Consider the following 20,316-nt stretch of genomic DNA (forward strand, 5'->3'; position numbering starts at 1 on the left):
TCATGTTGGAACATGAATCGCTTCCGGACCACAACGCAACCTCTTTTCCGGCATCGGCGGCGTACAATTGTCGTGCCGCCGCGTCCCGAGCGCGCGCTTCCGATTTGCCTCGGGCACCGCTTTCGGCTATGCGCGCCGCCTTCCCCGGCAGCATGCCAGGGAATCGCGGGAGGCGGAGCTATGGCCCCGCCGCATGGACCGCTAAACTTGAAAGAGAGTGAGACCGCCACATGGCAAAAAAGATTACCGGCTATATCAAGCTGCAGGTTCCTGCAGGCAAGGCCAACCCCTCCCCGCCGATCGGCCCTGCGCTGGGTCAGCGCGGCGTCAACATCATGGAATTCTGCAAGGCGTTCAACGCATCGACCGGCGACCAGGAAGTCGGCACGCCGCTGCCGACCGTGATCACCGTCTATGCCGACCGTTCGTTCTCGTTCGAGACCAAGACGCCGCCGGCATCGTACCTCATCAAGAAGGCTGCCAACATCAAGTCGGGCTCGAAGGAGCCGGGCAAGGTTTCGGGTGGCAAGATCTCGCGCGCTCAGCTCGCCGATATCGCGACTGCGAAGATGAAGGATCTCAACGCCAACGATCTCGAAGCCGCGACGCGGATCATCGAAGGCAGCGCCCGCGCGATGGGCCTCGAAGTGGTGGAGGGCTGAGCTCATGGCATTCGTAAGCAAGAAGCAGAAGGCCATCACGCTCGATCGTGAGAAGCTCCACGGCATCGACGAAGCGATCGCCCTCGCCAAGTCGGGTGCGACCTCGAAGTTCGACGAGACGATCGAAGTCGCGCTCAACCTCGGCGTCGATCCGCGCCACGCCGACCAGATGGTCCGCGGTGTCGTCACGCTGCCCAAGGGCACCGGCAAGACCGTCCGCGTTGGCGTGTTCGCCAAGGGCGCGAAGGCTGACGAAGCCCGTGCGGCTGGCGCCGACGTCGTCGGTGCGGAAGACCTGATGGAGCTCGTCCAGGGCGGCACGATCGATTTCGATCGCTGCATCGCGACCCCGGACATGATGGGCATCGTCGGTCGTCTCGGCAAGATCCTGGGTCCGAAGGGCCTGATGCCGAACCCGAAGCTCGGCACGGTCACGATGAACGTCGCCGCTGCGGTCGAAGCTGCCAAGGGCGGCCAGATCGAATATCGCGTCGAGAAGGCCGGTATCATCCACTCGGGCATCGGCAAGGCGTCGTTCCCGGCGGAAGACCTGCGCGCGAACTTCGACGCACTGGTCGACGCGATCGTCAAGGCCAAGCCGACCGGCGCCAAGGGCAAGTATGTCAAGAAGGTCGCCGTCAGCTCGACGATGGGCGCCGGCATCAAGGTCGACGTCGCCGAGGTTTCGGCCGCTTAAATCTTTCGGGATTTTTGCGACAAGATCGAGGGCCGGGGGAAACCCCGGCCCTTTTTCTTTGTCTTATCCCCTCCCCTGAAGGGAGGCGCGCGCATGATTTCGAGCGCGATTTGCAATTCCCCGCCACCTGCCCTATATAAGCGTTGCTACAGTTCGCAAATCGACGGTCTAGGGCGCTTTGCGGCACCATCTTCCTTCTTTCTCTGCTGATTTCGGCAACCGCTGACGCGGCTCTTCGCGTCGGCCCCACAAGAAGGATCATGTTATGACCATCGGAACCGTAAAGTTTTTCAACGCAGACAAGGGCTATGGCTTCATCGCGCCTGAAGGCGGCGGCGAAGACGCGTTCGTGCACATCACCGCCGTCGAGCGCGCCGGCATGGCGACGCTCGATAAGGACCAGCGCGTCCAGTACGAGCTCGAGCAGGACAAGCGCGGCAAGATGTCGGCTGTGAACCTGCAGCACGCCTAATCGCGTCTGCTAAAAGAAAGGGCGGTCCGGTTCTCCGGGCCGCCCTTTTTTTGTGCCTAGCGCAGCGCCGCCGTAACCGCCGCCTGGCAATCGAAGCGCTGCGGCGTCGACCCGCCCGCGCTCGGATCGATCTTGGTGATGCCGAGCGCCTGGCCAAGCGAGCGCCCGAGCACCTTGAACACGCCCCCGGCGCTCGGCTTGTCGCTCGCGCCGACACCTGCGACCGAGATGCTCGGCGCGCTCAGCGTGCCACCGACTTGGATCGGATCGGCGATCCGCAACAGCGCGCGGCTCTTGGTCGTGCCCGCAAGCGTCAGCGCGATCCGTTCGCCGTCGAGCACGATCCGCCCCGTCCCGCGCCCGACCGAACTGCCCGTATCGATTTCGAGCGGGCGCGGCACGAGCACACCGTTCGAACCGCGGAAGTCGGCGATCAGGCATTGCAGCGGGACGGTTTCGCTCGGCCCGCTGATCGCATGCGCGACGGCGCCGCTCAGGCTTTGCCCGAGCACATCGGCGATCATCCGCTGGACATGCCCCTGCGTCGCGACGATCGCCGCCTTGCCGCTGCCGTGCGCAAGCGCCTCGCGCACCGTCTCGCCCTGCCCGCTGAGCACGATATGCCCGCGGACTTGCCCGCCGATCATGTCGGGCTTGCCGACGAGGCGCTCGAGCGTCAGCCCGGCGAGCCGCATGTCGATCGCGAGCTTGGGCAAGCCGCTGCGATGATCGACGCGCACCGTGCCCGTCATCCGCCCGTTCGCGAGTGTGGCAACGACATCGCTGACGGTCAGCATCCGATTGTCGAGGTTGAGCGTGCCCGACAGGCTTTCGAACACCGTGCCGCCCTTCGACAGCACATGATCGGCCGCGAAGCGGATCGTCCCGTCGGTCTTCCACAGCTTCGACAGGTCGATCCGCGTGGGCGGAATCACGCGCGGGCCGATCCGCGCGAGCCGCGCTGCGGCTTCGGCGCGCCCCTTGCTGTCGGCGAGATCGTCGAAATCGAATTGCGACGCGTGGATCCGCGCGTCGATCGCGGTGCGGATGCCGTATTTGTGGACGGTCGCACGCGCAGTGAGGCGCGAGCGGCCGATCGTGCCGGCAAGCCGGTCGATATACCAGTCGCGCGCGTCGTGGCGGATCGCGCCGTTGAGATCGATCGGCTGCGTCCCGAACAGCCCTGCCTCGATCAGATAATCGAGGTTCTTGAGCGTCGGCGCCTGCGCACGCAGCGTCGCGCTGAAGTGGCGCGTGTCGAGCACGCCCCGCATGGTCCCCTGCGCCGCGAAATCGAGCGCCGACGAGGAAAGCTTCACCGCAAACGGATATGGCGCGGTCGGGTCGATCCCCGCGATCCGACCGCCGCTCAGCGCGAGCGTCGCGGGGGTCTCGCGGAAGCTGCCCTTCGCCGCGAGCCGCAACCCGTGCGTCGCATCGACCGACAGCGGGCCTGCAACGACGAGTTGGCGCTTGGCATCGCGCAGCACGATCTGCGTGTTGGTGACGCTGAGGTCGGAAAGGCTCGGGCGGCTCGTTCCGCCTTGCTTCGGCTTGCTGCCGTCGGGCTCCCAGTTTGCGCGCCCGCTCGCGTCGCGGACCAGCGCGATCCGCGCGCCGTCGATGGCGATGCGATCGGGCCGGAACCGCCCGGTTAGGAGCGCCAGCACCGGCACGCGCACGCGCAGCGCCGACACGCGGACGAAATCGCCCTGCCCGGCCCAGGCCGGCTGCGCGATCCGCACATCGCGCAGCGCGACGACCGGCGTGTAGGAGAAGACACCATCGCGCGTGACCGAGCCGACCGCGACCTTGGTGTGGAGCGCGGCGGACACGCGGTTCTCGACCACGCCGCGCAGCAGCCCGACTGGAAACGCGCCGAGCGCGAGCACGAGCACGCCGATCGCAGCAGCCAGGGCGGCGCCGATCGCGAGCGCTGGGCGGTGCCAGCCTTTGGCGGGTTGGATGGATGGCGGCAGGGGGTCTGAAGGTGTCGTCACGCGTCTGAAACCCAGACGCCGCCGGATTGTTGCACGCCCGACATGATTTCGTGCGGCCGGCCTGCGGCGCGCGCAATCGCCGCGCAGACCACCCTCCCCGCGGCCGCAAAATCACGCTAGCGGCGGAGCCGACACCGCCGCAGCACGTTGGCTGCGGAAAGGAGAAACCACCGCGATGCCGCATGCCAGCCAGATCGTCGAATGTACCGGCCCCGAATCCCCGCACGCCTTCGACATCATCCCGCTCCAGCCCCGCAACGGCGCGCTCGATGCGGCGTGCCCGGTGTGCAAGGGGCACGGCCAGTGGAACCTCGAGATCGACTTGGTCAGCTTCCGCAGCAAGCGCGCGATCTGCAACCACTGCCAGGGCGCGGGCTGGGTCGAGACGGGCGACGACCCGCACGGCGTCCCCGATATCGAACGCGACGCGGCTGGCCATCCGCGCTGGTACACGCGGATCGTGCCCGACGTGCCGCAGGAATCGTAACGCCCCCCAACCGTCACCCCGGCCCCGTGCGGGATGCACGCACGCCGACCCCAGCGCGCGCGTCACGGTAGACCCCGGGACAAGCCCGGGGTGACGGTCAGACGGTCGGACTAAGCGATAACCTTGTCGAGCGCGGTGCAGAACGCCTTCATCTCGGCGCTCGAACCGACGGTGACGCGGCTGACCGTCGGCCAGATCGGCCACGACCGCCCGATCTCGACGCTCTGCTTGCGGAACGCCGCCTGCATGTCCTTGGCAGCCCGCGTCTTCCAGTCGATCATGAACATGTTGGCGTTGGTCGGAAACACGCTCACGCCGCGCGCCTTGAGATGATCGAGCGTCAGCCCACGCGCGCTCTGCATCTCGGCGCGGCGTGCGGCGATCAGCGGGGCGGCGGTGAGGCTGGCGGTCGCGCACGCCAGGCTGGTGACGGGCAACGCCCCCGACTGCATCCCGCCGTCATAGCGCATCATCTTGGTGAGATTGGCCGGATTGGTGATGACATAGCCCATCCGCAGCCCGGCCATGCCGAACAGCTTGGAGAAGGTGCGCATCACGATCACGTCGGGATGCTTCACCGCGAGCGACGAGGCGACGGGCACGCCGGCGAAGTGCGTATACGCCTCGTCGATCAGCACCATCGATCCCGCCGGCTTGTTGGCGATCAACCACTCGATATCGGCGAGCGGGGTGATCGTGCCGGTCGGGTTGTTGGGCGTACAGATGTAATAGAGCCCGGCATCGGGGTTGGCGGCGAGCATCGCTTCGACGTCGTGCGTATACTCGGCAGTCAGCGGCACCGCCTTGACCGGCGCGCCGAGCCACGCGGCGGTGCGCCCGGCGAGTTCGAAGGTCGGATCGGCGGTGACGAGGCCCTTGGTCGGCGAACAATAGGTGACGACCGCGCGGCAGAGCGGATCGCTCGACCCCGGCCAGGGCGCGACATGGTCGAACGGTACACCCTCGACCGACATGACCGCCTTAATGAAATCGCTGCGCTCGTCATGCGGCGAATAGCGGTTGCCCATCGCGATCATCGCAGCGGCGGCCTTTTGGCCGGGGGCAAGCGGGCCGGTCCAGCATTCGTTCGCCCCGATGCGGACCTTGGCGGTCGGCGCCGGATCGGGCACGCCGCCCGAGGCGAACGCCGGTCGCCCGACCGACGCGGCCAGCGCGCCGACGCCGAACACCGCGGCGATCCGCGCCAGATCGCGCCGCGCAAAGCCGCGGGTGAGCAGGTCGTCCTGCGCCTCGGCGCCGAGCGTTGCGGTGGTGGTGATGGTGATGGTAGCTTCGGTCATTGAATCGGCCCCCTGCTTAAAGCGGTTTTCGATTCCGTCCTGCATGGACTCGTGCGGTCCTTGATGCCGAGTGTTCCGCAGTTTCGATGCAAAAGCTACAGGCAGTCGAAGAAAAACCGCAGTCCGCCACCCCGGCGAAAGCGGGTGTGACGATGAACCGGGCGTTGACTTTCCCCCCTCATCCGCTAAAGGCCGCGCTCTCCCGTCACGCCTCGGCGCGGCGGGACCGTCCAAGACAGTAGGTGATCGGGATTTGCCCGGTCTTAATTTCCTGCCGAGACGGGGACCAGGATTACAACCGCTCTCGGCCCAGCCGCGACCGGTCTGACGCCCTCCATCAAACGGGGCGACGCTCCCATTCCCCATCGCTGGACAATTCCGGGTGCAACAGCGCCCGGTTTGTAACCGGTCGTGCCGCGTAAGCGACACGGCCAAACGTGGAGAATGGCATGGATCGCGCTCAAAAGACCGAGCTCGTCGCCGAGCTGAACCACAATTTTGCCGAAGTCGGCGTGGTGGTCGTCACCCGCAACCTCGGCATGACGGTGGCTCAGTCGACCAAGCTGCGGAACGCAATGCGTGACGCAGGGGCGAGCTATAAGGTCTCGAAGAACAAGCTTGCCAAGATCGCACTGGCCGACACCGACTATGCTTCGTTGAGCGAAATGCTCACCGGGCCGGTCGGTCTGGCCACCTCCATCGACCCCGTCGCGGCTGCCAAGGTGGCCGTCGACTTCGCGAAGACGAACGACAAGTTCGAAATCGTTGGTGGTGCGATGGGTGCGACCGTCCTCGACGTAGAAGGTGTCAAGTCCCTCGCGACGATGCCGTCGCTGGATGAACTGCGTGCGAAGATCGTGGGCCTCCTGGTTGCTCCTGCAACCAAGCTCGCGACGATCACGCAGGCGCCAGCTGCCCAGCTCGCGCGCGTGCTTGCCGCCTATGCGGAAAAGGACACGGCGGACGCCTGATTTCAGGCCTTCGAGATTTCAAACCCGAACTGATTTTACTGGAGAATACACATGGCAGACCTGAACGCGCTGGTTGACCAGCTTTCCGCCCTGACCGTCATCGAAGCAGCTGATCTCTCGAAGCTGCTCGAAGAGAAGTGGGGCGTCTCGGCCGCTGCTGCTGTTGCAGCGGCTCCTGCTGCTGGCGGCGGCGCTGCTGCACCGGCTGCTGAAGAGCAGACCGAATTCGACGTCATCCTCACCGGCGACGGCGGCAAGAAGATCAACGTCATCAAGGAAGTCCGTGCGATCACCGCGCTCGGCCTGACCGAAGCCAAGACGCTGGTCGAGTCGGCTCCGAAGGCGATCAAGGAAGGCGTGTCGAAGGACGAAGCCGCCAAGATCAAGGCGCAGCTGGAAGCAGCCGGCGCGACCGTCGAGGTCAAGTAAGCTGAAGCGGGAGTGCGATTTAGCCTCGGCTAAATCGCACTCCCGCGAAGCCGGCCGGCGCGGCTTGCCGCGTCCGACGTCATGGGCTTTGCCCATGACGGCTTGCCACAGAAAAGGGGCGACACCACGCGGTGTCGCCCCTTTTTTCGTTCCGACCCGCACCGCACCCCCCGAACCCGGGAGCGGAAATCCTAAGCTGACACGGTGTATTCGATCGCGCTCACCGTATCGTACATCCGCGCAGCGCTATCGATGCGGAACGGCGCGAGCTTGCCCCCTGCCCCGCGATCGATGCCGATGACATAAGAGCGCGCGGTCTGGCCGCTGCCGCCGCCCGCCCACGCATAATGCGCGTTGATCGTAAGCACGGGAACGAACAGCGCCTTGCCGCCGACGTCCATCACCTCGAGCGTCGCCTTGGGATGCATCGCCATGCCGCCGAGTTCGACAGAGACGCCAGCCGGCAGATCGAACGGGGTCGTGATCGGCTGCGCGATCGGCGCGGCGAACAGCGCCTCGATCACCGCATCCTGCTGCGCCCCCGCGCTCAGCAAGCGAATGTCGAGCCGAACCCCCGTCGCGGCGACATCGCCGGCGTTGCGCAGCACGATCAGATATTCGACCGCGGCGCTCAGCAAATTGGTGCCGGCGCGCTTCGGGGTCAGCTCGAACACAATCGACGCGCGATCGGCCGGGGCGGCATCGGGCACGACCGCGACTGGGAGAGGAGCCTCCGCAACCGTGCTTGTAGCAGGCACCGCCGGAGGAGCCGCTTGGGGCGCGACGGCTGCGAGCTCGACACCCGCTGGCGCAACGGGTTCGGCCACGGTCTCGTCCTCATAGGCCACGACGTCCTGCGCGCCACGCCGGCGCCACCACAGTCCCAGACCAATCGCGACGATCAGCGCGAGCCCGCCCCCGACAGCAGGCCACAGCCACGCGCTTGCGCCGTCCGCTGGCGCGATCGCTGCCGCCGCTGCCGCGCTCGACTGCGGCGTCGGAGCTGGGGTCGGCGTTGTCGTGGCGACAGGCGAAGGCACGACGGTTGACACAGCGACCGGAGCCGCCGGAATAATTGGCGTTGGCGTCGCGCTGGCACGCGGTGCTGGCGTTCGCTCGGGCGCTGGCGTCGCGCGCGCCGTGGGCGTGGTGCGCGCAGGCGTCGTGGTCGCGCGCGGCGTCGTGGTCGTGCGGACCGTCGGCGCCACGGCGGGCGGCGCGACGGTCTGGGTCTCGACCGGACGCGGGTTGGTCGTCGGCTCGGGCGTCGGCGAGATCCGCGGCGCCGGCCGGTTCGACGGCAAGCTGAACGAATCGAGCCCCTGCAAGGGTTGCGCAGGCACGCTGTTCTGCGCGAGCGCGGGGCTGCCAAACGCCGTCAGGCTGGTGGCGACGAGGAGGGATACAAAGACAAAGCGTTTCACAGCGCCGGGCATAGCGATAAAACCCCGGCTGCCAAGGATTGCTGCGCCGAGCGGTTCGCCGCAGCCCCCCCCCGACGCCACGCGACTGCGTTGACACGCTCGCGCCGTCGACCTATATAGCGCACTCAACCAAAACCGTCGGGAAATGATGTGCCGTCGCGCAGTGCATCGATCGTATTGATGGTTAGGGTTTCTCGAGACGCATGAAAGCTGCTGTTTTCCGTTTGCGCGGACAACACGCGGCTTTTTGTCGTTTCCAGTTTGCACGCCCGCCCGGTGGATTCCGGGCCGAATTTCAGGCTTGAGGGCAGAAAACTCCATGGCAACCAAGGCAATCGACGGTAGCACGCCCACGCGGCGCGCCGAGAGCGGCACGGCAAAGCGCCGGATCCGCAAGGTGTTCGGCAACATCCACGAAGTGGTGCAGATGCCGAACCTGATCGAGGTTCAGCGCGAATCCTACGAACAGTTCCTCCGCTCCGATCCGTCGATCGGCTATGTCTCGGGTCTCGAGAAGACGCTGCGCAGCGTCTTCCCGATCCGCGATTTCGCCGGCACCGCCGAGCTCGACTTCGTCAATTACGAGCTCGAGCCCCCCAAGTTCGACACCGACGAGTGCCGTCAGCGCGGCATCACTTATGCAGCCCCGATGCGCGTCACGCTGCGCCTGATCGTGTTCGAGGTCGATGCCGATACCGATTCGCGCTCGGTCCTCGATATCAAGGAGCAGGACGTCTACATGGGCGACATGCCCCTGATGACGGGCAACGGCACCTTCATCATCAACGGCACCGAGCGTGTCATCGTCTCGCAGATGCACCGGTCGCCGGGCGTGCTGTTCGACCATGACCGCGGCAAGACGCACGCCTCAGGCAAGTATCTCTTCGCGGCGCGCGTGATCCCGTATCGCGGTTCGTGGCTCGATTTCGAGTTCGACGCCAAGGACATCGTCAACGTCCGCATCGATCGCAAGCGCAAGCTGCCCGTCACGGCGCTGCTGTATGCGCTCGGCATGACCGGCGAGGAGATCCTCAACCAATTCTACAACCGCGTGACCTTCGTCCGCGGCCAGGGTGGCTGGATCATCCCGTTCCAGGCCGAGAACTGGCGTGGCCAGAAGCCGATGTACGACATCATCGATGCCAAGACCGGCGAAGTGGTGTTCCCCAACGGCCAGAAGATCTCGCCGCGCGCCGCCAACAAGTCGGCCAAGGACGGTCTCACCGACCTGCTGATCCCTACGGAAGAAATCTTCGGCCGCTACAGCGCCTATGACCTCATCAACGAGACCACTGGCCAGATCTACATCGAAGCCGGCGACGAAGTCTCGGCCGAGAATCTCGAACTGCTCGACCAGGCCGGCATCGACCGGATCGAACTGCTCGACATCGATCACATCGCGACCGGCGCATGGATCCGCAACACGCTCAAGGTCGACAAGGCCGAAGAGCGCGAGCAAGCATTGTCGGACATCTACCGCGTGATGCGCCCCGGCGAGCCGCCGACGCTCGAGACCGCAGAGTCGCTGTTCAGCGGCCTGTTCTTCGATCCCGACCGTTACGATCTGTCGGCCGTGGGCCGTGTGAAGTTGAACATGCGCCTCGACCTCGACGCCGAGGACACGGTCACCACGCTGCGCACCGAGGATATCCTCGCGGTCATCAAGACGCTGGTCGATCTGAAGGACGGCAAGGGCGACATCGACGATATCGATAACCTCGGTAACCGTCGTGTCCGTTCGGTCGGCGAGCTGCTCGAGAACCAGTATCGCGTCGGCCTGCTCCGCATGGAGCGCGCCGTTAAGGAGCGTATGTCGTCGGTCGACGTGTCGACGGTGATGCCGAACGACCTGATCAACGCCAAGCCGGCGGTTGCCGCGGTCCGCGAATTCTTCGGCTCGTCGCAGCTGTCGCAGTTCATGGATCAGACCAACCCGCTGTCCGAAGTCACCCACAAGCGCCGCGTGTCGGCGCTTGGACCGGGTGGTCTGACGCGTGAGCGCGCCGGCTTCGAAGTCCGCGACGTTCACCCGACGCACTATGGCCGCATCTGCCCGATCGAGACGCCGGAAGGCCCGAACATCGGTCTGATCAACTCGCTGGCGTCGTTCAGCCGCGTCAACAAGTACGGCTTCATCGAGACGCCATACCGCAAGGTCGTGGATCACAAGGTCACCGACGACGTCGTCTATCTGTCGGCGATGGAAGAGGCCAAGCACACGATCGCGCAGGCCAATGCCGAGCTCGATTCGTCGAACGGCTTTGTCGAGGAACTGGTCTCGTCGCGTCAGGCTGGCGAATTCCTGATGGCGATCCCGAACAACATCACGTTGATGGACGTCAGCCCCAAGCAGCTCGTCTCGGTCGCCGCATCGCTCATTCCGTTCCTGGAAAACGATGACGCCAACCGCGCACTGATGGGCTCGAACATGCAGCGTCAGGCCGTGCCGCTCGTCCAGGCCGAGGCGCCGTTCGTCGGCACCGGCATGGAAGAGACCGTCGCGCGTGACTCTGGTGCTGCCATCTCCGCACGGCGTGCGGGCGTGGTCGACCAGGTCGACGCGGCGCGTATCGTCATTCGCGCAACCGGCGAGATCGATGCCGGCCAGTCGGGCGTCGACATCTACACGCTGATGAAGTTCCAGCGCTCGAACCAGAACACCTGCATCAACCAGCGTCCGCTGGTGAAGGTGGGCGATGTGGTCACCGCTGGCGACGTGCTCGCCGACGGTCCGTCGACCGAGTTCGGCGAGCTCGCGCTCGGCCGGAACACGCTCGTCGCGTTCATGCCGTGGAACGGCTACAACTATGAGGATTCGATCCTCATCTCCGAGCGCATCGTGAAGGACGACGTGTTCACGTCGATCCACATCGAAGAGTTCGAAGTGATGGCGCGCGACACCAAGCTCGGGCCGGAAGACATCACGCGCGACATCCCCAACGTCGGCGAGGAAGCGCTTCGCAACCTCGACGAAGCGGGCATCGTGTACATTGGTGCCGAGGTCGAGCCGGGCGATATCCTCGCGGGCAAGATCACGCCGAAGGGCGAAAGCCCGATGACGCCGGAGGAAAAGCTCCTGCGCGCCATCTTCGGTGAAAAGGCGTCGGACGTGCGCGATACGTCGCTGCGCCTGCCGCCGGGCGTGGCCGGTACCGTCGTCGAGGTCCGGGTGTTCAACCGCCACGGCATCGACAAGGACGAGCGCGCGATGGCGATCGAGCGCGAGGAGATCGAGCGCCTGAAGAAGGACTCGGACGACGAGCGCACCATCCTGAACCGTGCGACCTGGTCGCGCCTCAAGGAAATGCTGCTCGGCCAGACCGCGACCGCCGTTCCCAAAAACGGCCCGAAGAAGGGCGTGGTCATCGACCAGGACGTGCTCGACTCGGTCGACCGTCACGAGTGGTGGAAGTTCGCTGTCGCCGACGACAAGACCCAGAGCGATCTGGAAGCGGTCAAGGTGCAGTATGACGACGCCGTCAAGGTGATCGTGGACAAGTTCCAGGATCGTCGCGACAAGCTCGAGCGTGGCGACGAGCTGCCGCCAGGCGTGCTCAAGATGGTCAAGGTGTTCGTCGCGGTGAAGCGCAAGCTGCAGCCGGGCGACAAGATGGCCGGCCGTCACGGCAACAAGGGCGTGATCTCGCGGATCCTGCCGGCGGAGGACATGCCGTTCCTCGCCGACGGTACCCCGGTCGACATCGTGCTCAACCCGCTGGGCGTGCCGTCGCGCATGAACGTCGGTCAGATCTTCGAGACGCATCTCGGCTGGGCTGCCCGTAACCTCGGTCAGCAGATCTACACGCAGCTCGAAGAGTGGCGTGAGGCCAACCCCGAGCCCGCAGCGGGCGACATGCCCGACGCGGTCAAGGCACGGCTGCTCGAAGTGTACGGCGAGCATTACGCCGCGGACATCGAGGCACGCGATGCGAGCCAGATCATCGAACTCGCGCAGAACCTGCGGACCGGCGTGCCGATGGGCACCCCCGTGTTCGACGGCGCGCGCGAAGCCGATGTGTCCGACATGCTCGAACTGGCGGGTCTGCACTCGTCGGGTCAGTCGGAGCTGTTCGACGGTCGCACCGGCGACATGTTCGATCGGCGCGTGACGGTGGGCATCATCTACATGCTCAAGCTCCACCATCTGGTTGACGACAAGATCCACGCCCGGTCGATCGGGCCGTACTCGCTCGTCACGCAGCAGCCGCTGGGTGGTAAGGCGCAGTTCGGTGGTCAGCGCTTCGGCGAGATGGAGGTCTGGGCGCTCCAGGCCTACGGCGCGGCGTACACCTTGCAGGAAATGCTCACGGTGAAGTCGGACGACGTGGTCGGGCGCACCAAGGTCTATGAGGCGATCGTCAAGGGTGACGACACGTTCGAGGCCGGCATTCCGGAGAGCTTCAACGTGCTCGTCAAGGAAATGCGCTCGCTGGGTCTGAACATCGAGCTCACCACCACCGAGCAGTTCGACACCGACGGCGTCGCGATCGCGGCGGAGTGAGGACTGAATGATGCGGCGATGGAAGGTCCTGTCGTATGTCTTCACGGGCATGTTCTGCATTGCGGCCCGCCCCGCGATGCAGCTGATCGACAGGGCCATCCATCAGCATGGCTGGCAAATTAGCCGAGATCTGCTTCTCGGCGTCGGCTGGTTCGTTGCAGCCGTCGTATTGATGATCTGGGCTACGGAACGATGGGGTCGACCCCCCGCAGGCCAGAACAAGAGCTTCACCTCCGTAGAGGGAATGTAAAATGAACGAACTGACCAATTTCGCGAACCCGGTCGTCAAGGCCGAGACCTTCGACCAGATCCAGATCGGCATCGCCAGCCCGGACAAGATCCGCAGCTGGTCGTTCGGCGAGATCAAGAAGCCCGAGACCATCAACTATCGCACGTTCAAGCCCGAGCGTGACGGCCTGTTCTGCGCGCGCATCTTCGGTCCGATCAAGGATTACGAGTGCCTGTGCGGCAAGTACAAGCGCATGAAGTATAAGGGCATCGTCTGCGAGAAGTGCGGCGTCGAGGTCACCGTCTCGAAGGTCCGCCGTGAGCGCATGGGCCATATCGAGCTCGCTGCCCCGGTCGCGCACATCTGGTTCCTCAAGTCGCTGCCGTCGCGCATCGGCCTGCTGCTCGACATGCAGCTCAAGCAGCTCGAGCGCGTGCTGTACTTCGAGGCGTATATCGTGATCGAGCCGGGCATCACCCCGCTCGAAAAGTATCAGCTGATGACCGAGGACGAGCTCCTCGACGCGCAGGACGAATATGGCGAAGACGCCTTCTCGGCCGGCATCGGCGCGGAAGCCGTGCGCATCATGCTGCAGGACTTGGATCTCGAGGGCGAGCGCAAGGAGCTCCTTGAGGAGCTCGCGGTCACCAAGTCCGAGCTCAAGCCCAAGAAGATCATCAAGCGCCTCAAGGTCGTCGAGAGCTTCATCGATTCGGGCAACCGCCCCGAGTGGATGATCCTCGAAGTCGTGCCGGTCATCCCGCCCGAGCTGCGTCCGCTCGTGCCGCTCGACGGTGGCCGCTTCGCGACGTCGGATCTGAACGATCTGTATCGCCGCGTGATCAACCGCAACAACCGCTTGAAGCGCCTGATGGAGCTCCGCGCGCCGGACATCATCGTCCGCAACGAGAAGCGCATGCTGCAGGAGGCCGTCGACGCATTGTTCGATAACGGTCGCCGCGGTCGCACGATCACGGGCGCCAACAAGCGTCCGCTCAAGTCGCTGTCCGACATGCTCAAGGGCAAGCAGGGCCGCTTCCGCCAGAACCTTCTCGGCAAGCGCGTCGATTATTCGGGTCGTTCGGTCATCGTCACCGGTCCGGAACTCAAGCTGCACCAGTGCGGCCTGCCCAAGAAGATGGCGCTCGAGCTGTTCAAGCCGTTCATCTACGCCCGTCTCGATGCCAAGGGTCTCTCGATGACCCTCAAGCAGGCGAAGAAGTGGGTCGAGAAGGAGCGCAAGGAAGTCTGGGACATCCTCGACGAGGTGATCCGCGAGCATCCGGTCATGCTCAACCGCGCCCCGACGCTTCACCGTCTCGGCATCCAAGCGTTCGAGCCCGTGCTGATCGAGGGCAAGGCGATCCAGCTGCACCCGCTCGTCTGCTCGGCCTTCAACGCCGATTTCGACGGCGATCAGATGGCGGTCCACGTCCCGCTGTCGCTGGAAGCACAGCTCGAAGCGCGCGTCCTGATGATGTCGACCAACAACATCCTCTCGCCCGCCAACGGCAAGCCGATCATTGTGCCGTCGCAGGACATGGTGCTGGGTCTGTATTACCTCTCGATGCTCAAGGAGAATGAGCCGGGCCAGGGCATGATGATTTCCGACATGTCGGAAGTCCATCAGGCGCTCGAAGCCGGTGCGGTCACCTTGCACACCAAGATCATCAGCCGCGTCCCGCAGACCGATGAAAAGGGCAACCAGTACCTCAAGCGCTATGAGACCACCCCTGGTCGCATGCTGCTCGGCGAGTGCCTGCCGCAGTCGTCGAAGGTGCCGTTCGATACCGTCAACCGCCTCCTCACCAAGAAGGACGTGGGCGACGTGATCGACGAGGTCTATCGTCACACCGGCCAGAAGGACACGGTGCTGTTCGCCGACGCGATCATGAGCCTTGGGTTCAAGCACGCGTTCAAGGCCGGCATCTCGTTCGGCATGGACGACATGATCATTCCGGATGCCAAGATCGCATTGGTCGACGAGACCAAGGGCCTGGTGAAGGACTTCGAGCAGCAATATCAGGACGGCCTGATCACGCAGCAGGAGAAGTACAACAAGGTGATCGACGCATGGAGCCGTTGCGGCGACCAGGTGGCGAACGCCATGATGGACGAGATCAAGGCGGTTAAGCATTACGAGGACGGCCCCAACAAGGGTCGCGAGAAGCCGATCAACTCGATCTACATGATGGCCCACTCGGGTGCGCGTGGTTCGCAGGCGCAGATCAAGCAGCTTGCCGGCATGCGCGGCCTGATGGCCAAGCCGTCGGGCGAGATCATCGAGACGCCGATCATCTCGAACTTCAAGGAAGGTCTGACCGTCCTCGAATACTTCAACTCGACCCACGGTGCCCGTAAGGGCCTCGCGGATACGGCGTTGAAGACGGCAAACTCGGGCTACCTCACGCGTCGTCTGGTCGACGTGTCGCAGGACTGCGTGATCATGGAGCTCGACTGCGGCACGACCCGCGCGCTGGAAATGCGCGCGATCGTCCAGGGCGGCTCGACGATCGCGTCGCTCGGCGAGCGCATCCTCGGTCGCACGACCGCGGAGGACATCATCGACAGCAAGACCGGCGAGGTCGTCATCCCCTCGGGCACGCTGCTCGACGAGCCGATGATCCTGCAGATCGAGGCGATCGGCACGCAATCGTGCAAGATCCGCTCGCCGCTCGTCTGCGAGACCAAGATCGGCGTTTGCGGCAAGTGCTACGGGCGCGATCTCGCCCGCGGTACGCCGGTCAACATCGGTGAAGCGGTCGGCGTCATCGCCGCCCAGTCGATCGGTGAGCCGGGCACGCAGCTGACGATGCGTACCTTCCACATCGGTGGTGCGGCACAGCTCAACGAGCAGTCGAACCTCGAGGCGCTCTCGGACGGCACGATGGAATATCGCGACCTGCGCACCATCACCGACCAGCGCGGCCGTCGCGTCGTGCTGTCGCGCTCGGGCGAAGTCGCGATCATGGACATGGATGGCCGCGAGCGCGCGGTGCATCGTCTCCCCTACGGCGCATACGTGCTGTTCGACGACGGTCACATCGTGTCGAAGGGCGATCGTCTGGCCGAATGGGATCCGTTCACCATGCCGGTGATTACCGAGAATGGCGGCATCGTGAAGTATGTCGATCTGATCGAGGGCAAGACGCTCACCGAGCAGGCCGACGAAGCGACCGGCATCTCGCAGCGGGTCGTGACCGAAAACCGCGGCATCGCCAGCAAGAAGGAGGATCTTCGTCCGCGCCTGACCCTCACGGGTGAAAGCGCCGAGGAATCGGGCCGGTACATGCTGGTCGCGGGCGCAACGCTCTCGGTCGAGGATGGCGCGATGGTTCAGGGCGGCGACGTCTTGGCGCGTGTCAGCCGCGAAAGCGCCAAGACGCGCGACATCACCGGCGGTCTGCCGCGTGTTGCCGAGCTGTTCGAAGCGCGCAAGCCGAAGGAAAATGCGATCATCGCAAAGGTCTCGGGCCGTGTCGTGTTCGGCAAGGACTATAAGGCCAAGCGCAAGATCGGCATTCAGCCCGAGGACGGCAGCGAGGTCGTCGAGTATCTGGTGCCCAAGTCGAAGGTCATCGACGTGCAGGAAGGCGATTACGTCAAGCGCGGCGACAATTTGATCGGCGGATCGCCTGATCCGCACGACATTCTCGAAGTGCTCGGCATCGAGCCCTTGGCTGAATATCTCGTGTCGGAAATCCAGGAAGTTTACCGACTTCAGGGCGTGAAGATCAACGACAAGCACATCGAGACGATCGTTCGCCAGATGCTGCAGAAGGTCGAGATCACCGACGGTGGCGACACCACGCTGCTCGCCGGCGAGCAGGTCGATCGCGACGAGATGGACGAGATGAACGCCAAGATCGGCAAGAAGGAGCGTCCGGCTCAGGGCAAGCCCGTCCTGCTCGGCATCACCAAGGCGTCGCTGCAGACCCGCAGCTTCATCTCGGCGGCATCGTTCCAGGAAACGACGCGCGTGCTCACCGAGGCTTCGGTGCAGGGCAAGAAGGACACGCTCACGGGTCTCAAGGAGAACGTGATCGTGGGTCGTCTGATCCCGGCCGGCACGGGTGCGGGCATGGGTCGCCTGCGCGTCACCGCCTCGTCGCGCGATGCGGCGATGCGCGTCTCGCAGCGTCGCATGGCCGAAGTCTCGATCGTCGCGCCGAACTCGGCGAAGGAAGAGCATGACGCCGAGCTCGCGCGCTCGACGCGCGATGCTGGCGGCACGGGTGACGATGCGCTCGGCGCGGTCGTGACGAGCGGCACCGGCACCGATGCCGACGCCGGCGAGTATCTGAACAAGGAGTGATCCTCCGGGTTCGGGTTACCACCTGATGCAATGAGAGCCGCCGTCCGGGGAAACCCGGGCGGCGGTTTTCGTTTGGAGCATCGCGTCACCCGGCTTCGGCAGGCCGTGTCACGATTCTGACGCACGACGGCAATGAAACTGCTGGAAAACTGCCATCCAACCGTCACAGCCATCCCGTAGGGCGCCCTCAAGTGCAGCGGCACATCCAGGGGGCCTTCCATGATCAAATCCTACGTCTCGACCTTCGCGCTTGCCGCGAGCCTCGCCGCTGGCCTGCCACTCACCGCCGCGCACGCCGAGACCGCGCCGCCGGCGCCGGCGGCTCCGATCGCCGACCCCGCGCCCGCCCCCGCTGAAGATGATGCGGCAGAGGCGATCGTCGTCACCGCCAAGGCGACCCGCTCGGCGACCGCGCTGCCGGGCAGCGAAATGCAGAAGATCCTGCCGGGTATCTCGCCACTGAAAGCGATCCAGACGCTGCCGGGCGTGCTCTACATCACCGCCGACCCGTGGGGCTATAACGAGCAGAACGCGCAGATCTTCATCCACGGGTTCAGCGGGCAGCAGCTCGGCTACACGATGGACGGCCTGCCGCTCGGCGACCAGAGCTATGGCAATTACAACGGCCTGTCGCCGCAGCGCGCGGTGATTTCGGAGAATGTTGGCCGCGTCATCGTCTCGACCGGCGCAGGCGATCTCGCAACCGCCTCGAACAGCAACCTCGGCGGAACGGTCGAGACCTATTCGTCGGATCCGCTCAAGACATTCGGCATTCAGGCCGCGCAGACCGTCGGCAGCTATTCGACCTCGCGCAGCTTCGTGCGGATCGACAGCGGCACTTTCGGCAACGGCAACGCGGCCTATGTCTCGGCGGCGCGCCAGGACGCACGCGCGTGGGACTTCAACGGCAAGCAGGGCGGCTATCAGGTCAACGCCAAGTTCGTCCACGACGACGGCATCGGCAAGCTGACCGCCTATTTCGACTATAACGACATGACGCAGCCGAACGAGGATTCGACCGTCTTCTTCAAGCCGTCGGCGGGCGGTACCGCAACCGCGGTGCAGCTCTACACGCCGTACACCAAACCGTTCTTCTACCCCGACTTCACCACCTATCGGACGTCGTATCTCAGTGCGCAGGGCAATTCGCCGGCGGCGGTCGGCAGCAATTACCGCAATTATTATTCGGATGCGCAGCGGACCGATTTCCTCGGCTATCTGCGCTACGACGCGCATCTCTCGTCGAACGTGACTTGGTCGACGACCGGCTATTACCATCACAATGACGGCGCGGGCGTCGTCGCGGGGCCGCTCGGGCAGTCGATCACGACGATCCAGCCCTATCTCGACCCGGGCTATGCGAGCTTGCCGACCAACTGCCGCTTCGGCGCGAACAGCAACGGCGTCGCACCCGCAGCCTGCACCGCACGCACGACCGCACAGCAGAGTGCCGCCGGCGCCGCTTTGGTCGCGGCGACCGGCGGGTCTGGCCTGGTCACGCGCACCACCGAATATCGCATCGATCGCGGCGGCGTGATCTCGGCGATCAATGCCAAGCTCGGCGCGCATACGATCGAATTCGGCGGCTGGTTCGAACGCAACAGCACAACGCAGTGGCGCCGCTGGTACGGCGTCAGCGTCACCAACCCCGATTCGAGCACGCCCTATATCCGTCCGCTCGACGTGGCGCAGCCGCTCTTCACGCAATATCAGGGCGAGGCGCGGATCAACCAGCTGCAGTTGCATCTGCAGGACACCTGGCAGGCGACCGATCGCCTGCTGCTCCAGGCCGGGTTCAAGACCAGCGCGCAATGGGCCGATGGTCGCTTCCCCGTGCAGCCCGTCCTCGGGTCGCTCTCGGGCCTCACCGGCGGCCTTCCGCAAGGCCGGATCAACACGCTGCGCTGGTTCCTCCCCTCGGCGGGCGCGACCTATGATCTGACGCGCAACGAGCAGCTCTATTTCAACGTCCAGAAGAATTTGCGCCAGTATCAGGCGTATCTCGCGGGCGGTGGCGGGCCGTGGTTCACCGGCAGCCAGGCGGCGTTCGATGCGTTCGCACGCGAAGGCAAGCCCGAGAGCAGCTGGACGTATGAAGGCGGCGTGCGCAGCCATCGCAGCTTCGATGGCGTGCTCAGCGGGTTGGAAGCGCAGGTCAATTACTACCACGTCGTGTTCAACAATCGCCTGCTCGCGATCTCAACCAATCCGGGCGGCATCGCCGGCGGCGGCATCACCGGCGGGACCTCGATCCTGGTCAATGTCGGCGCGGTTCACACCGACGGCGTCGACGCGGCCTTCACGCTGCACTTCGGCCGCGCCTTCTCGCTGTACAATGCGGCGTCGTACAATCTGTCGAAATATCAGAGCGACTATACCTCGACCGCGACTGGAATCGGCGCTGCGACGGGCACGTGCATCGGCGGCTATCTCGTCACGGCGGGCGTCGTGCCGACCTGCGGCAAGCAGCTGCCGGGAACGCCGAAATGGATGAACAAGACCGTCGCCACGCTCGATCTGGGGCCGATCGAGGTGCAGATGATCGGCGATTACGTCGGTCGGCGCTTCGCGACCTTCACCAACGACGCGAGCGTGTCGTCCTACTTCCTGACCTCGCTGCGGCTCGCGGCGAAGGTGCCGGACGGCGCCACCCCGCTGCGCAAGCTCGAGGTCTCGCTCAACGTCACCAACCTGTTCGACAAGACGGGCGTCTCGACGCTGTCGATCGGATCGGCGACCAACAGCTACTCGGCCTATCCGATCGCACCGCGACAGTGGTTCCTGACGGTGTCGGCCGCCTATTGAGCACCTGTCTCTTATACACATCT

Annotated in this window: 14 protein-coding genes; 10 read left to right on the top strand and 4 right to left on the bottom strand. The window is 64.9% G+C overall.

The features are described from left to right. Positions 1-230 precede the first annotated feature (230 nt). The 3 genes from rplK to QN347_RS15285 all read left to right on the top strand — a co-directional run bounded on the left by rplK (position 231) and on the right by QN347_RS15285 (position 1,831). Positions 231-662: a 50S ribosomal protein L11 gene (gene rplK, locus QN347_RS15275; protein ID WP_133190050.1), complete on the top strand. Its 432-nt coding sequence runs from the start codon at positions 231-233 to the stop codon at positions 660-662. 4 nt (positions 663-666) lie between these two features. Then, complete coding sequence (rplA, locus tag QN347_RS15280) at positions 667-1,359, top strand: 50S ribosomal protein L1 (protein ID WP_133190052.1); 693 nt, start codon at positions 667-669, stop codon at positions 1,357-1,359. A 265-nt stretch (positions 1,360-1,624) separates the two neighbouring features. Continuing rightward, complete coding sequence (locus QN347_RS15285; protein WP_133190054.1) at positions 1,625-1,831, top strand: cold-shock protein; 207 nt, start codon at positions 1,625-1,627, stop codon at positions 1,829-1,831. A 56-nt stretch (positions 1,832-1,887) separates the two neighbouring features. Here QN347_RS15285 and QN347_RS15290 read toward each other — a convergent pair whose 3' ends face one another. After that, positions 1,888-3,831: an AsmA family protein gene (locus tag QN347_RS15290; protein WP_322160512.1), complete on the bottom strand. Its 1,944-nt coding sequence runs from the start codon at positions 3,829-3,831 to the stop codon at positions 1,888-1,890. A gap of 175 nt (positions 3,832-4,006) precedes the next feature. Between QN347_RS15290 and QN347_RS15295 the strand changes: the two genes are divergently transcribed. After that, positions 4,007-4,318, top strand: a complete 312-nt coding sequence (locus QN347_RS15295) for a hypothetical protein (RefSeq protein WP_322160514.1) — start codon at positions 4,007-4,009, stop codon at positions 4,316-4,318. A gap of 110 nt (positions 4,319-4,428) precedes the next feature. On the opposite strand, the gene QN347_RS15300 is transcribed toward QN347_RS15295, so the two are convergent. Beyond that, positions 4,429-5,619, bottom strand: coding sequence for a pyridoxal phosphate-dependent aminotransferase (locus QN347_RS15300; protein ID WP_322160516.1), 1,191 nt, complete (start codon positions 5,617-5,619; stop codon positions 4,429-4,431). Between the two features lie 449 nt (positions 5,620-6,068). Here QN347_RS15300 and rplJ point away from each other — a divergent pair, with 449 nt between their 5' ends. Both rplJ and rplL read left to right on the top strand, forming a co-directional pair. Next, positions 6,069-6,590, top strand: coding sequence for a 50S ribosomal protein L10 (rplJ, locus tag QN347_RS15305; protein WP_133190062.1), 522 nt, complete (start codon positions 6,069-6,071; stop codon positions 6,588-6,590). A gap of 51 nt (positions 6,591-6,641) precedes the next feature. Next, entirely contained in the window at positions 6,642-7,019 is a 378-nt protein-coding gene (gene rplL / locus QN347_RS15310; protein ID WP_010183774.1) for a 50S ribosomal protein L7/L12, read from the top strand. Between the two features lie 191 nt (positions 7,020-7,210). Here rplL and QN347_RS15315 read toward each other — a convergent pair whose 3' ends face one another. Both QN347_RS15315 and QN347_RS15320 read right to left on the bottom strand, forming a co-directional pair. Further along, entirely contained in the window at positions 7,211-8,443 is a 1,233-nt protein-coding gene (locus QN347_RS15315) for a hypothetical protein (RefSeq protein ID WP_322160520.1), read from the bottom strand. A gap of 125 nt (positions 8,444-8,568) precedes the next feature. After that, positions 8,569-8,769, bottom strand: a complete 201-nt coding sequence (locus tag QN347_RS15320; protein ID WP_323494125.1) for a hypothetical protein — start codon at positions 8,767-8,769, stop codon at positions 8,569-8,571. Here QN347_RS15320 and rpoB point away from each other — a divergent pair. The 4 genes from rpoB (at position 8,763) to QN347_RS15340 (ending at position 20,293) form a co-directional block, all read left to right on the top strand. After that, positions 8,763-12,944: a DNA-directed RNA polymerase subunit beta gene (gene rpoB / locus QN347_RS15325; RefSeq protein ID WP_133190064.1), complete on the top strand. Its 4,182-nt coding sequence runs from the start codon at positions 8,763-8,765 to the stop codon at positions 12,942-12,944. The genes QN347_RS15320 and rpoB overlap by 7 nt on opposite strands. 10 nt (positions 12,945-12,954) lie before the next feature. Further along, positions 12,955-13,194 carry a hypothetical protein gene (locus QN347_RS15330; RefSeq protein WP_323494126.1) on the top strand — a complete coding sequence of 80 codons (240 nt, stop codon included), beginning with the start codon at positions 12,955-12,957 and terminating at the stop codon, positions 13,192-13,194. Position 13,195: 1 nt separating this feature from the next. Beyond that, the gene (gene rpoC / locus QN347_RS15335) at positions 13,196-17,488 is read left to right on the top strand and encodes a DNA-directed RNA polymerase subunit beta' (RefSeq protein ID WP_189675499.1); all 4,293 of its coding nucleotides are present in this window, start codon (positions 13,196-13,198) and stop codon (positions 17,486-17,488) included. Positions 17,489-17,707: 219 nt separating this feature from the next. Beyond that, positions 17,708-20,293: a TonB-dependent receptor gene (locus tag QN347_RS15340; protein WP_322160524.1), complete on the top strand. Its 2,586-nt coding sequence runs from the start codon at positions 17,708-17,710 to the stop codon at positions 20,291-20,293. Positions 20,294-20,316: the final 23 nt, after the last annotated feature.

The sequence above is a fragment of the Sphingomonas sp. 10B4 genome, assembly GCF_035019905.1.
GTDB lineage: Bacteria > Pseudomonadota > Alphaproteobacteria > Sphingomonadales > Sphingomonadaceae > Sphingomonas > Sphingomonas glacialis.